Below are 13,954 nucleotides of genomic sequence, written 5' to 3'. Positions count from 1 at the left end.
CGTCTGAGTTGCAAAAATAGTGAAAAAGCGGGAAGTAGGGAGATGGAAGATGGAAGTTTTTAACTTTGAAATTATTAGGAGCCGGGAACCTGCTTTCGCTACTCGCTATTTTCTTAGATTTTTTGCGGCGGCGGAGCCGCCGCAAAAAATCTAAGAAAATGAGCTCAAACATGTCGCTCAATCAGGGCTAAAATTATTCGAGAGTTTCATTTTTTCGCAAAATTCAAACCTAATGGGTTTTCGAAACCCGTTAGGTTTTTAGTACTACAACTTATATCAAAGATGAGGATAAGAATTTCCTAGTGAGCTTTGCATTAAAAAAATATTATTAAACTGTTTTTCAATTTTTTTGAAAAACAGACTTTTAAAGTAATTTGAGTAAAGGTTCTTATCAAATAGATTTGAAATCTCTACTTTTGCCGAATGTTAGAAATTCTTTATCGAGACGAGCATCTTATTGCCATCAATAAACCAAGCGGATTATTGGTTCACAAATCTTTTTATTCCGGCGAAGCAGATACGTATGCAATTCAGGAATTGAGAAATCAGATCGGGCAAAAAGTGTATCCTGTTCATCGTTTAGACCGAAAAACTTCGGGCGTTTTGTTGTTTACTTTAGATAAAGATACGCTGAGAATAATGAGCACTCAATTTGAGGAAAAAAAGGTTGAAAAGAAATATATAGCCATTCTGCGAGGCTGGGCAAAAGAAGAAGAAACCATCGATTATGATTTGATTAATGAAAATGAAGTCAAACAAAATGCAGTTACAAATTATCGTCGTTTGCAGACTTCAGAAATAGATTTACCTTTTTTAAAACATCAAACTTCAAGATATTGTTTGGTAGAGGCAATTCCTGAAACAGGAAGATTTCATCAGCTGAGAAAGCATTTTAAGCATATTTTACATCCGATTTTGGGGTGCCGTAAACACGGTTGCAACAAGCAGAATAAATTGTGGCTTCAAACATTTGGTATTAGCAAAATGACGCTTCACGCTCATCAATTGATTTTTAACCATCCTATTTCTAACGAAAGAATCAAGGTAAATGCGACTATAGATGATGATTTCAAAAGAGTAGGAGATATTTTAAATTTTGATTTGAGTTTGTATAGTTGAGAGTTTAAGAGAATTTATTTAAACGCAAAGATTTATTTTAATATCACAAAACTTCAAGGAGCAAAGAGGAATCAACAAGTTGATTGATGAAGCTGACGTTCAAGCTTTGCGCAGCAAATTTATTTGCCTTTGCCTCTAAAAATAAGAAGCTTATTCAATAAATATTTGCGTTAAAAAACTCTCGCAGATTTAGGAAATTAAGCAGATTTTAATTGTCTATTCGTGCAAAATATTTGTGTTTAAAAGAATTAATAACCTTTATTCAAATAAAATATCACACATCAAGAATTCATTCAATTTAAAATGAGTATTTTTGTAAAACTTTTTTTCAATGTACAAATCGCTCATTCGTCCGATTCTTTTCAAATTTGATCCCGAAGAAGTGCATCACTTTACTTTTTCGATGCTTAAAAACTTTGGATTCTTAACTAAATTATTCCTTCCAAAACCTATTGTAGACAAATGTCTGGAAAGAGAAGTTTTCGGATTGAAATTCAAAAATCCAGTTGGCTTAGCGGCAGGTTTTGATAAGAACGCTGTTTTATTTAATGAATTAGGAGATTTAGGTTTCGGATTTGTGGAAATTGGAACAGTCACTCCAAAAGCTCAGGCTGGAAATCCTAAGAAAAGATTGTTCCGTTTGATTGAAGATGGCGGAATTATCAATAGAATGGGCTTCAATAATGACGGTTTGGAAGCTGCCATTCAAAAACTGAAAGGCAATAAAGGAAAAATTATCATTGGTGGAAACATCGGAAAAAACACCAATACAACGCCTGAAAACTATACTCAGGATTACTTAGATTGTTTCGAAGGTCTTCATCCTTATGTAGACTATTTTGTACTGAATGTAAGTTGTCCGAATGTTGGAAGTCACGCAAAACTAGAAGATGTAGAATATCTGAGAGAATTGATTACTGCTGTAAAAGGAATTAATCAAACTAAAGTAAATCCTAAACCGATTCTTCTAAAAATTGCTCCAGATTTAAATAATCAGCAATTAGACGAAATTATCGAACTGATTGCAGAAACAAAAATTGATGGGATTGTGGTTTCAAATACATCAGTCAACAGAAAAGGTCTGAAAACTTCTCCTGAAGTTTTAGCAGAAATCGGTAACGGTGGTTTAAGCGGAAAACCGATTCGTGAAAGAAGTACAAAAATGATTAAATATCTTTCAGACAAAAGCAACCGAGCATTCCCAATTATTGGAGTTGGCGGAATTCATTCTGCAAAAGATGCCATGGAAAAACTGGATGCGGGAGCGACCTTAGTTCAGCTATACACCGGATTTATCTACGAAGGGCCACAATTGATCAACGATATTAATCAGGAACTTTTAACGAGAGCAAGTAGGATTTCGAGGTAAATTTTACTTTAAAATATATTGAAAAGCAAAATCGATATGGTTTTGCTTTTTTTCTTAAAAAATATCTCGCAGATTTAAAATATCTCGCAGATTTTATTATAATTTTTATCTGCGGAATTTGCTGAATCTGCGTGAGAAAATTAATCTAAATGAAAAAATGTGAGATCGTATAAATAATCAATCCAACCAATCCGCCAACTAAAGTTCCGTTCACACGGATAAATTGGAGATCTTTTCCAACTTCAAGTTCCAGTTTTTCGCTGAGCTCTTTTCCTTGCCAGTTTCCGACGGTTGAACTGATGAGGTTTCCGGCTTGATGGGTATTTTTCAGAATATATTTATAAGCGGTTACTCTTACCCAATGATCGATTTTATTCTGAAGATTTTCATCAGTTTTCAGATTTTGAGAAAACTCATTCAAGTTTTTTGTGATGTATTTTTTTAATGAAGACTCTTCTTCTTGCAGTTCTGTGCTTAATGTTTTTTTGATGGAAAGCCAAATGTCATTAGAATATTCTTCCAGTTTGTCATTTTTAAGGAAATCATTTTTGATGGTTTTAAACTCATCATTCCATTTTGGGTCTTCCTTTAAATCATTAGAAAATTCGTAAATCTTTTTTGTAATTAAACTTCTGATTTCGTGATCAGGATCTTCTTCAACTTCTTTAAAAAAATCTGAAAGTCCGCTTGCAATTTTGTCGGCAATTTTATTGTCTACAAACGAAGGTATAAAAGAATAACTGCCCTTTTTTACCCTTTCCTGGATCATTTCATCATTCTCGATTATATAATCTTTAATTTGTTTTGAAAGATTGGTAATGATTTTTTGATGATCATTTTTATCTAAAAGATAGATAATTCCGTTTCCGAGAATAGCATTTAGTTTAATATTATCAGTCATTTCAGATACTTTTTTGCTGATAAACTGGCTTACTTCAGAATCATCAAGCTTGTTTAGAATATCTAAAATAATTTCCGAAACATTTTTAATTAAAATTTCCTGATTTTTCTCCTTTCCCAGCCATTCTCCTACAAAACCAGAGATTTTCAGTTTCTGAATATAAGGTCGGATTGTTTTTGGCGAAAGAAAATTAGATACAACAAAAGTTCCCAGATTATCACCCAGTTTTTCTTTGCTGTTTTCAATTAAATTGGTGTGTGGAATCGGAAGTCCCAAAGGATGACGGAAAAGCGCCGTTACTGCAAACCAATCTGCTAAAGCACCGACCATTGCAGCTTCAGAAAATGCACGAACATAACCAATCCAATGAGAGTCGTGAGTCTTTTGTAAAATTGTAGTAACAATGAAAATAATCGCCATCAAAACAAAAAGTCCTGTGGCAAAAGCTTTATATTTTCTGAGCTGTTTTCTTTTGGCTTCATCAGTCATATTCTCAAAAATTATAAGTAAAAATGGCGTTTTTTAATATTACATCAAAAAACAATCCATATTTATTCAAAAATATTAAGTAAAATTATCTATGCTAAAATAGTCAATATATATAACTTACAGAATAAGTCTTACGCCGCCTAAATCTTCCACTCTGTGACTGAATCGCTCTCCTGGTGAAGAAATAAACATGAAGTTTTTTGGGATATTCCAGCGGTTGCTGAGCTCATCTACTTTTTGTGGCGTAAACTGTCCTTGTTCGATAATATATTCCATATCTACTTCCGGATAAGCCCTGTCTAGCGCATCAAAGTCTGAAAGAAACTGATTCGTAGGCATTTGATATTCTTCCAGTACAGATACTATTTTTATTCTGTTGGTAACTTCGTTCTCATTAAGGTACATCATTACTTTGTTTAATGTAGAAATATCATCTCCTTTAGAGAAAAATACAAACTGCTGCTCGGTAAGTCTTTTGATGGAGCTGTTTAGTGATCTTTCACTTTTAATAATATGTTTTCTGTAGTTTGGGTTGGTAGATTTAAAAGTTTTTACAATAAAAAACATAATATCTTTCCGAGCCAACATTGCAGAAACGATCAATACCGAGGGAAGAAAATAAGTAAGAAAAGTGAGCAGATATTCTGGTTTTGTTTTTATATTTCCGTAGATAGCAATTATAACGGCAATTAAGGCTATCAATACCGAAATTGGAGATGCATACTCCGGTCTCGGAAGTCTCGCCCTGCGAATTTTAAGCAAAATATTTCCAACTGCAAAAAAGGCCATCACTGTAAGAAAAGATAAGGCATAAACACCTGCCAAAGGACCGATTTCTCCTTTTGTAACAAGAAGAACCGATACACAGAGTAAAAAGAATAATATCAAAATTCTGTACGTACTTCCTTTTTTGTTTTCTTTTAAGAAATAGTTGGGAAGAATCCTGTCCAAGGTCATTCTTTTAATCAATCCATTAACGCCGACAAAAGAGGTGAGAACCGCTCCGCTTAAAACCAGAACTGCATTTACCGAAATAATTGTTGCAAGCGTTTTTCCACCGGTAAGCTCAGCCATGTGTGAAAGAAAAGAGTTTTTATATTCATTTACTTCAGAAAGCGGCATAATTCCTATTGCTAAAATCGCCATTAAAGGATTAAGCACAGAAACAGCAATCCACATATTTTTTAAAGTTTTTGGAAAAATACCGGCTTTTTGTTCTTCCACAAAGTTGGCCGAGCTTTCAAAACCTGAAATTCCGAGCATTGCAGCGCTGAATCCTAATATCAAAGCTTTAAAAATTCCGCCTGTCTGTAGAGGCGAATGCCAATTATGAACGAAGAAATCGATACCGTGCTGGAATATAAAAATGCTGCAGAATATAACCAAAACCACCATGCAGGTAATGTGCAGTATAAAAATAATTAAGGCGACAATAGCACTTTCTGAAATTCCCTGAACGGTAAGAAATAAGAAAAGAAGCAATAAGCAGAATGTGGCGATTATAACATTAAAGCTTGGGAAAATATGATGCAGATAATGCATTCCTTCGGATGCAGATATTACTGCAGTCGCCATATAAGACAGTATGGTGAGTGTAGCAGCAATAGCGGCATTATTTTTTGAAGATGAGTTTAGCAAAACGTTATAAGCTCCTCCATTTAAAGGAAGTGCTCCTACAACTTCACTATATATTTTCCTAAAGAGAAAAAGAGTTCCGGCCACCATAAGTAGAGAAATCCATGCATATTGTCCGGCAACGCCAATCGTAAGAGCAGATACATATAAAGCAGATGAGGTAATATCATTTCCGCAAATAGCGGTAGCGTACCATTCGCCAAGTTTTTTTTGAGACATCAGATGTGTGTTTAGTTACTATTTCAATTAGATTACTAAAATATAGTATATTGCGCATAAAGCGTTATAAAATCGAGTTGTTTTTCGTATTAAAATATAATTTTTAATAGATTTTTTCTAAAATAGAAATTAATTAGTACTAAAAATATTAAATTTAATTCAGCTTTTAATTTTTAAATACAAATAAACTCAACCACAAAAGCACTCTTAAAAAGCAAATATTAAAATAAACTTTTGTGATGTATTACTAATTTTAAATAAATTCTATGCAAAACGAATTAAAAAACAATCCATATTATTCAAGGACTGATACTGCAAAACTGAACGTATCAAATGATGAATGGTTTAAAATTCTTTCACCAGATTTGTACGCTATTGCAAGAGAAGCGGCAACAGAAAGACCTTTTACGGGAAAATACAATGAATTTGATGAATTGGGAGAATATTATTGTGCGGTTTGTGGAAATCACCTTTTCCGTTCTAATCAGAAATTTATGAGCAGCTGCGGATGGCCAAGTTTTTTTGAAGCCGATAAAAATGGAGTAGCTTACAAGCGCGATTCTTCTCATGGTATGGAAAGAATTGAAGTGGTCTGCAAAAGATGTGATTCTCATTTAGGTCATGTTTTTAATGACGGGCCTGCTCCAACAGGGACGAGATACTGCATGAACTCTATAAGTTTAGAGTTTGTTCCGGATTCTGAGAATTAATTTTTCAGAGTTAAAGTTTCTTAAATTGAGTTAAACTTTTTTCATTTTAACTCATTGATAATTATGATTTTATAAATTTGTACCCGGAATTTTAATTTAACATAATATTTAATGAAAGGATTTTATAGCTTATTAGGCATTGTGTACATGGTAACGACTTCTTTTTATGTTTCACCAAAAAACGAGACTGTAAAGAATGAAAATACCAACACAAAAAAAATAGAAACTGCAGTTGAAATTAAATCTAATAAAAGCACAAATGAAATGAGTTCTTCTGAAGAACTTTACAATTCAATACTATTCGAAACAGATCATAAACTCAATTTTGATGTTTTTTCTAAAGCAATTTTAGGTTTTAATAATCTTAAAAAAGCCGGAAAATTAGATGAAAATGCACACTTATTAACAGTTTGTGATTTTTCTATGTCATCAAATACCAAAAGACTTTGGGTGATTGATATGGATCAGAAAAAAGTACTGTTCAATTCATTAGTTGCTCACGGGAAAAATACAGGAGAAGAATTTGCAACCAATTTTTCTAACATAGAAAGCTCACTTCAAAGCAGTATGGGTTTCTATATAACAGAATCAACCTATAATGGTGACAATGGATATTCTTTAAAACTTTTAGGAATGGATAAAGGATACAATGATGCAGCTTACAAAAGAGCTGTTGTAATGCATGGAGCAGATTATGTAAGTGAAGAATTTGCTGCAGCACACAAAAGAATCGGAAGAAGCTGGGGTTGTCCTGCAATTCCGAGAGCATTAACGGAGCCGATTATCAATACAATAAAAGGAAAAAACGTTCTTTTTATTTATTATCCTGATCAGAATTATCTTTCTTCTTCGGAGTGGTTGAAAGAAGCATAAAACAAAAGCAGTCAAAAAAATGACTGCTTTTTTATTTGCATTAAATTGATTCTAATTTTTCCAATGTAATGTCATTTTGATGAAGAGAGAATCGATTAAATCTTTAATCTTAAAAATTTTTTCTCTCTTAGATTTTACAAATGACGTAGATTTTTTATAAATAATTATCTGCTAAATTAGCTTAATCTGCTAGAGAATACAATTTAAGAGAACTTCTTAAATACCAAAGTTGCATTATGTCCTCCAAATCCAAAGGCGTTACTTAATGCAAATTCGATATTTTTTTCTTTTGCTTCCCCAAAAACAATATTTACATCTTTCGGAATGCTTTCATCGATATTGTGAAGGTTAATCGTTGGCGGAATAATTCCTTTTTCAATTGCTTTGATCGAAAGAATGGCTTCTGCTGCTCCTGCTGCACCCAACAAATGACCGGTCATCGATTTTGTAGCGCTTACATCAAGATTCTTACTTCCTTTAAATAATTTGCTGATTCCTTTTAGCTCAACCAAATCTCCAAGTGGAGTAGAGGTTGCATGAGGATTTAGATAATCAATATCTTCAGTATTTGCTCCAGCTTCTTGTAATGCCAATTGCATTGCTTTTATAGCACCAACTCCATCAGGATGAGGTGCGGTCATGTGATAGGCATCGGCAGTCATTGCGGCTCCAGCTAATTCTGCATAGATTTTTGCACCTCTTGCTTTCGCGTGTTCGTATTCTTCCAAAACCAAAGCTCCGGCTCCTTCTCCCATTACAAAACCATCCCGGTCTGCATCGTAAGGTCGGCTTGCTGTTGCAAAATCGTCATTTCTTGTAGACATTGCTTTCATCACCGAAAATCCGCCAACGGAAGCGGGAGTAATGGCTGCTTCAGAACCACCGCTGATAATTACTTTAGCTTTTCCTAAACGGATGTAGTTGAAAGCATCCATCAAAGCGGTATTTCCTGTAGCACAAGCTGAGATCGTTGTGTAATTGATTCCCTGAAGACCAAATTTCATAGAGATCATTCCTGAAGCCATATTGGCGATAAATTTAGGAACGAAAAAAGGGTTGAATCTCGGATTCTGATCATTCGCTGCAAAATTCATTACTTCGCTTTCGAAAGTCCACATTCCACCTTGTCCTGTTCCCCAGATCACGCCGGTATCAAAAGGATCCATTTTTTCAAATTCTAATCCTGAATCTTTGATTGCTTCTGCAGATGAATACATTGCGTATTGCGAAAAAAGGTCGCTTCTTTTTATTTCATTGTGATTTAAATATACTTTGGGATCAAAGTTTTTTACTTCACAAGCAAAGTGTACTTTAAATTTTTCGGTATCGAAATGAGTAATTTTATTTGCTCCGCTTACTCCGTTGATGCTGTTTTGCCAGAATTCTTCAACATTATTCCCTAAAGGCGTCACGGCGCCCAATCCTGTAATGACAACTCTTTTCATAGGTGGTCTTTTATATTTTTTAAGTCATTTAAAATCACAATTTTTACTGTTCTACTTACAAAAGATATTCAGTAATAATGATTTTATATTTAGTTATTAATTTTAAATAAATTTGAGGTTCCTCTTGCGATGAGCCTTGTTTTGTCTGCGTTCCAAATTTCACATTCGGCGTTTACAAACTGCTTTCCTCGTTTGATAATTTTGGTTTCGGCGATGATCTCTTCATTTAATTTAGCGGTAGAAAAATAATCGATGCTGTTGTTGATGGTCACGATAAAATTATTTTCATTTAAAGAAAACATTGTGGCACCAATAATATCATCTATGATTGCCGCCGTAATTCCGCCGTGCATATTTCCCATCGGGTTTAGCCATTCTTCTCTTACGGTATATTGAAATTCAATCTGACCTTCTTCAGCCGAAATAACCACAGGATTCAGCCATCTCATAAAAGGAGAGGGTGATGCTGTAAATTCTTTTCCGACAAATGATTGTAATGCCTGTAATTTATCCATACCATTTATTTTAAAGGATTTTGTTTAATTTCTTTGTCAACGAGTATTAAAATTCTGTCTAAAGCCAAATTTAAATGTTTCTCGTCGCCTGTTGTTTTTGAAAGTAAAATTCCACCTTCAATAAGAATAATGAAAAGTGAAGCATATTGCTCTGGATCTATTTCCTGACTGAACTCATTATTGGTTTGCCCGGTTTTAATAATTTTAGAAATAGTTTCTGTCCAGTCTTGAAAAGATAATTTCACCTGATTGTTTAATGCAGGGAAAGTGTCATCAGATTCTGTTGCTGCATTCATTAGAGGACAACCGCCATGTAGAAAAACCAATTGCCAGTTTTTTCTGTAAAAAGCAACAAAAGCATATAATTTATCAGTCATCGTTGGAAATTCTTCGCTGAATGATCTCATCAAATTTTTTTTGAGAATTCCCGAATTGTATTTGTAAACTTCGAGTGATACTTCGTCTTTGTTTTCAAAATTTCCATAGATGCTGCCTTTGGTGAGACCTGTTGCTTCTGTAATATCAGATAAAGACGTAGCGGTATAACCTTTGGTATTAAACAAAGTTGCCGTTTTTTCAATAATGAATTGTTTAGTCTTTTCTGCTTTTGACATTTTCAAAAATCAACGTACAAATATACGTAAATATACCAATCGGTATATTTTTAAAACTTAAAATTTTATTAATTTATTTGTTGAAATGGAAAGAGTGTGATCTGAAGTTATAGTTCCAAGCTATTTAGATTTGTTTTAAAATGAAAAAACAGGCGTTAGCCCGTTCCTATTGATGATGTAATTTTTATTTTATTTTTTTCAAATTTGTCATTCCGTAGGAATCTAAGCATTGATTTTGTAATGTAATAAATAATACATTAACCCAGATTCTTACAGAATGACAAAAATGCTGTTCGATTTTTTAAATAATCTTAAGCCAAAGTAGCATTCAAGCTAATCTCAAAACTGAAAGCCTGACTTACAGGACAACCTTCTTCGGCGATCTTCGCATACTTTTGAAAATCTTCTTCAGAAATTCCAGGGATTTTAGCGGTTAAAGTCAATTCAGATTTTGTGATTTTTCCTGCTGCAGGATCTAATGTGATTACTGATTTTGTGGTTAATTCTTCAGGTGTAAAACCAGCTTGAGTTAATTCTGCGCTCAGTTTCATGGTAAAACATCCTGCGTGAGCTGCAGCCAATAATTCTTCAGGATTGGTTCCAACTCCATCCTCGAAACGACTTCCGAAAGAATATTGAGTTTGGTTTAAGGTAGTGCTTTGCGTTGTTAAATGTCCTTTTCCTTCCTTTACGGTACCGTTCCAAACGGCTGTTGCATTACGTTTCATATTAAAATTTTTGATGTTTAATTTAACATAAAGATACAAAAAAGCATGATTTGATAATCATTAAATTATCGAAACCATGCCTTTTTAATTTGAGAATTTGAAAATGAGATAATTTGGAAATTAATCAACTTACTATATTAATCTTAGCCTCAATATTAAAATGTTACATCAAACCCAACATAAAAATTGGCTTTCATAATGGGTGCGTAAACCATTCCGCCATCAAAATAATTTCCGAAAGGATTTCTAAAATCCATAATCGCATTTTTTTGGTGATAAGAAGTTAGGTTTTCACCTCCTAAATAAGCTCTTAACTTTTTATTGAAATTTCTAGAAATCTGTGCATTCAAAATGGCATAAGATTCAGAATACATAGGTAATTGAAATTCTGCCGGATTGCTTGACGTATTTGGAAGTCTTTGTTTTCCAACCCAATTCAATGTCGTATCAAAGCTCCAGAATCCTTCGTTTTTATTTTTGTTGGTAGCATAAGCCAGGTTTACGAAACCTCTGTGTTTTGCCATAAAAGGAACTTCACGTCTTCCATCTAAATAATCTGCCTGTACGTCATAGTATTTGTAAGCCAATCTTACATCAAAGTTTTTGAAAGGAGTAAAATCCCACTGTGTTTGGAATGAGTTGGCAAAAGATTTTCCATCTAGATTATAGAACGTCAGTTGCTGAGGCGAACGGTCAAGATCTACTAAAACTTGATTCTGGAAATCTGTTCTGAAAAAATCGGCAACAATAGTAGATTTTTTACCGAAAATTTTAAACTCCTGTTGTAAACTTACCCCGTAATTCCAAGCAACTTCCGGTCTTAAACCATAAATGTCTCCGCCGTTTTGTAAAATCTGAATATTTCTGTTCGATGCAAAATATTGCTGACTTTCTGCAAAAACATTCGCTGTTCTGAACCCTCTTCCCGCAGAAAGTCTAAAAATAGTTTGTGGAGTAAGGTCATATTTAAAATTCATTCTCGGTGTGAACTGTGTTCCTGCCAAGTTGTGGAAATCTGCTCTTGCGCCCGCAACTAAAGTATATTTTAAACCTGTTAAAGTATATTCTGCAAAAACTCCCGGAACAATATCGTTTCTTTTAAAGTTATCAATTAAATAGTTTTCTTCATAACCATCGTATAAGAAACTCGCTCCAGCTTTGTATTTATGGTTGGTATTTCCTAAAATACTTTCAAAGATCAAATTAGAATAATAAGTGTGTTGCTGCCCCGAGTAGTTTCTTAAACCAAAAAAACTGTCTTGCTGATGATAGGTGTATTGGTTCATCCAGCCCAAACTTTGGTAAGGCTTTCCTTTAAAAACATAACCCGTTTTGTTCCAAACCTGAAATCTTGAAATATCAATTCCAACACCGTAAAGTGACTGCTCCTTTTGAGAAAGCTTTTTATCAAATCCTATTTGTCCTGCAGTTCGTTCATCTTTAATGAAATTAATTCCAAAATGCGATCCAAAACCTGAACGCTCTAAATCGTTATAATTCAATAAATAAGCTGCATTGATCTGAGTTCCTTTCGGACGGTCAAGGAAATTGTCATCATTCATATCAGTGTCTCCGAAAGTTCCGTTTCCGTGAAGGAGAAAAGTTTGAGACCATTTATCATTAATCGCTGCTACGTGCGTAACGTTTGCTTCAGCTCTTCCGTTGAAATCGGCAAAAAGGTTTAATGACGTTTCAGGTGTTTTAGCATTCTTAATAAGCTCTGTATTGATTTGTCCGGTAATACTTTCATAACCGTTTGTTACCGTGCTTCCTCCTTTTGTTAACTGAATACTTTCGATCCATCTTCCTGGAATAAAATTCAATCCGTAAGCGGAAGCCAAGCCTCTAATCTCTGGTAGTAATTCTTTCGTTAAACTCGTATATTTTTGGTCTAAGCCTAACATTTTAAGCTGTTTCGTTCCCGTTACAGCATTGCTGAAAGAAACATCAACAGTAGCATTGGTTTCAAAACTTTCAGACAAATTACAACAAGCTGCTTTTAAAAGTTCTTTAGAATCGATATTAAATACTAAACCAGCTTCCTTTTTACTGATAGAAGTTGCTGCTTTTGATGCAGTAATCATTACTCCTTCTATATTTTTCTCACCAGTTGCATGAGAACTGTGGTTGGAAGCTTCTGTGTTGGCTTGTTTTTCTGCAAATTCCTTTTCGGTTTCGTTAGAGTGTACTTTTTCGTTTTTTTCTCCAAACTCAGTATCTCTGTCATACAAACAGCATCCCGGAAGTTTTTTGTAAACATCATCAGTTGTTTTGTACTTCTCATTATCATGACCTACTTCTGCTATTTTTTTAAGAATTTGATCGGCAGATGTTTTAGAAGAATCAAAGTTTAACGTTACTGTTTGTTTTTCAGCGCTCCATTCTGCGGAATTTGCTCTGGCAGATTTTGCCACTTTTTCTATTCTGGCTTTGCATGATTCGCAATTTCCTTTCACGAAAAATTCGTTTTCACCTTTAGTATGATTGTGATTTTCTACGTTTGAATTTTCCGTTTTTAGGCCTCTGTCGTAATGACAACATCCCGGAAGTTTCTCATACGTTTCATCAGAAGCTTTGAATTTTTCATTGTCATGACCAGCTTCTGCAACATTTTTTAGAACGTCTTCGGGCGAAACTTTTTCTGAAGTTTCTATAGTAAGAGTGTGTGAATCTATGGAATATTGTGCTGATTTTGCACCTGCTTTTTTAGCCGTTGTTTCTATTCTCTCTTTGCACATCTCGCAGTTTCCTTTTACCTTAAATTGGTTTTTAGAAAGGTTTTGAGCTGATACAAATGTTGCGAATAGTAAGAATACGCCAAGGATTACCTTGGTAAAATATAATTTCATTTTGTTTAAAATTTAGATTAATTGAATTAATGTAACATTCTAACAATGTAAATAGCCTTACAATCATTGGAAGATTGGTAAACTGATACATCGTTAAATTAATTTTTAATTAACCTAGTTTAGGCGGTTGCCAGATTTCTTTTAAACCGTTTGAAATGTAAGGATCAGCGTACTGAACCTGAATTTTTGAGATTGTTTTGAATGAGGGAATTCCCCAAGTATTGTTTTTCGCAAAATTATTTTCTACGAAAGTATTGCAGGTCATGCAAGACGAACAACAATCATCATTACAAGATTTATGGTTGCTTTTATTGTCTTTAGAATTGTGCTTGTCGTGATTTTTTTCACAACACGACATTTTAGATTCAGATTTGCAGCAAGTTTCTTTTGAAGCTTGAGCATAAAAATTATCTTTAGGAATTAAAAAAATTCCCAGACAAAAGATAATTAATAGTAGCTGAATCGGTTTCACAGTACAAATTTACAAA

At 33.9% G+C, this 13,954-nt stretch carries 12 protein-coding genes; 4 read left to right on the top strand and 8 right to left on the bottom strand.

The window, feature by feature from the left end; translation table 11 throughout:
- Positions 1-423 precede the first annotated feature (423 nt).
- Both OEW74_RS13140 and OEW74_RS13135 read left to right on the top strand, forming a co-directional pair.
- Entirely contained in the window at positions 424-1,119 is a 696-nt protein-coding gene (locus OEW74_RS13140; RefSeq protein WP_265428907.1) for a pseudouridine synthase, read from the top strand.
- A 331-nt stretch (positions 1,120-1,450) separates the two neighbouring features.
- Positions 1,451-2,488, top strand: coding sequence for a quinone-dependent dihydroorotate dehydrogenase (locus OEW74_RS13135; RefSeq protein WP_265428906.1), 1,038 nt, complete (start codon positions 1,451-1,453; stop codon positions 2,486-2,488).
- 145 nt (positions 2,489-2,633) lie between these two features.
- Here OEW74_RS13135 and OEW74_RS13130 read toward each other — a convergent pair whose 3' ends face one another.
- Together OEW74_RS13130 and OEW74_RS13125 are read right to left on the bottom strand one after the other, a co-directional pair.
- Positions 2,634-3,878 carry a DUF445 domain-containing protein gene (locus OEW74_RS13130; RefSeq protein ID WP_265428905.1) on the bottom strand — a complete coding sequence of 415 codons (1,245 nt, stop codon included), beginning with the start codon at positions 3,876-3,878 and terminating at the stop codon, positions 2,634-2,636.
- Between the two features lie 117 nt (positions 3,879-3,995).
- On the bottom strand, positions 3,996-5,732 hold the full coding sequence (locus OEW74_RS13125; protein WP_265428904.1) for an APC family permease: 1,737 nt from the start codon (positions 5,730-5,732) through the stop codon (positions 3,996-3,998).
- A 266-nt stretch (positions 5,733-5,998) separates the two neighbouring features.
- Here OEW74_RS13125 and msrB point away from each other — a divergent pair, with 266 nt between their 5' ends.
- Together msrB and OEW74_RS13115 are read left to right on the top strand one after the other, a co-directional pair.
- Positions 5,999-6,442 (top strand): peptide-methionine (R)-S-oxide reductase MsrB, encoded by a 444-nt coding sequence (msrB, locus tag OEW74_RS13120; RefSeq protein WP_265428903.1) that lies wholly within the window; start codon positions 5,999-6,001, stop codon positions 6,440-6,442.
- Between the two features lie 111 nt (positions 6,443-6,553).
- Positions 6,554-7,315: a murein L,D-transpeptidase catalytic domain family protein gene (locus tag OEW74_RS13115; RefSeq protein ID WP_265428902.1), complete on the top strand. Its 762-nt coding sequence runs from the start codon at positions 6,554-6,556 to the stop codon at positions 7,313-7,315.
- Between the two features lie 203 nt (positions 7,316-7,518).
- Here the strand turns inward: OEW74_RS13115 and fabF are convergent, their stop codons facing one another.
- The 6 genes from fabF to OEW74_RS13085 form a co-directional block, all read right to left on the bottom strand.
- Positions 7,519-8,760, bottom strand: a complete 1,242-nt coding sequence (gene fabF, locus OEW74_RS13110) for a beta-ketoacyl-ACP synthase II (RefSeq protein ID WP_265428901.1) — start codon at positions 8,758-8,760, stop codon at positions 7,519-7,521.
- 89 nt (positions 8,761-8,849) lie between these two features.
- The gene (locus OEW74_RS13105) at positions 8,850-9,275 is read right to left on the bottom strand and encodes a PaaI family thioesterase (protein WP_265428900.1); all 426 of its coding nucleotides are present in this window, start codon (positions 9,273-9,275) and stop codon (positions 8,850-8,852) included.
- 5 nt (positions 9,276-9,280) lie between these two features.
- Positions 9,281-9,889 carry a TetR/AcrR family transcriptional regulator gene (locus OEW74_RS13100; protein WP_265428899.1) on the bottom strand — a complete coding sequence of 203 codons (609 nt, stop codon included), beginning with the start codon at positions 9,887-9,889 and terminating at the stop codon, positions 9,281-9,283.
- 311 nt (positions 9,890-10,200) lie between these two features.
- Positions 10,201-10,617 (bottom strand): OsmC family protein, encoded by a 417-nt coding sequence (locus OEW74_RS13095; protein ID WP_265428898.1) that lies wholly within the window; start codon positions 10,615-10,617, stop codon positions 10,201-10,203.
- Between the two features lie 155 nt (positions 10,618-10,772).
- A complete protein-coding gene (locus OEW74_RS13090; protein WP_265428897.1) occupies positions 10,773-13,466 on the bottom strand; it encodes a TonB-dependent receptor domain-containing protein in 2,694 nt (897 codons plus the stop codon).
- A gap of 109 nt (positions 13,467-13,575) precedes the next feature.
- Positions 13,576-13,938, bottom strand: a complete 363-nt coding sequence (locus OEW74_RS13085) for a hypothetical protein (protein ID WP_265428896.1) — start codon at positions 13,936-13,938, stop codon at positions 13,576-13,578.
- Between the last annotated feature and the right edge of the window lie 16 nt (positions 13,939-13,954).

The sequence above is a fragment of the Chryseobacterium sp. YIM B08800 genome (assembly GCF_026163565.1).
Taxonomy (GTDB): domain Bacteria; phylum Bacteroidota; class Bacteroidia; order Flavobacteriales; family Weeksellaceae; genus Chryseobacterium.
The sequence above is the reverse complement of the archived record's forward strand: the minus strand, read 5'-3'. Positions and strand labels throughout refer to the sequence as shown.

Bases quoted from the DNA above. Each gene is read 5' to 3' on its own strand.
- fabF (WP_265428901.1), bottom strand. From the start codon at position 8,760: ATGAAAAGAGTTGTCATTACAGGATTGGGCGCCGTGACGCCTTTAGGG.
- OEW74_RS13115 (WP_265428902.1), top strand. From the start codon at position 6,554: ATGAAAGGATTTTATAGCTTATTAGGCATTGTGTACATGGTAACGACT.
- OEW74_RS13095 (WP_265428898.1), bottom strand. From the start codon at position 10,617: ATGAAACGTAATGCAACAGCCGTTTGGAACGGTACCGTAAAGGAAGGA.
- OEW74_RS13130 (WP_265428905.1), bottom strand. From the start codon at position 3,878: ATGACTGATGAAGCCAAAAGAAAACAGCTCAGAAAATATAAAGCTTTT.
- OEW74_RS13125 (WP_265428904.1), bottom strand. From the start codon at position 5,732: ATGTCTCAAAAAAAACTTGGCGAATGGTACGCTACCGCTATTTGCGGA.
- OEW74_RS13100 (WP_265428899.1), bottom strand. From the start codon at position 9,889: ATGTCAAAAGCAGAAAAGACTAAACAATTCATTATTGAAAAAACGGCA.
- msrB (WP_265428903.1), top strand. From the start codon at position 5,999: ATGCAAAACGAATTAAAAAACAATCCATATTATTCAAGGACTGATACT.
- OEW74_RS13090 (WP_265428897.1), bottom strand. From the start codon at position 13,466: ATGAAATTATATTTTACCAAGGTAATCCTTGGCGTATTCTTACTATTC.
- OEW74_RS13135 (WP_265428906.1), top strand. From the start codon at position 1,451: ATGTACAAATCGCTCATTCGTCCGATTCTTTTCAAATTTGATCCCGAA.
- OEW74_RS13105 (WP_265428900.1), bottom strand. From the start codon at position 9,275: ATGGATAAATTACAGGCATTACAATCATTTGTCGGAAAAGAATTTACA.
- OEW74_RS13140 (WP_265428907.1), top strand. From the start codon at position 424: ATGTTAGAAATTCTTTATCGAGACGAGCATCTTATTGCCATCAATAAA.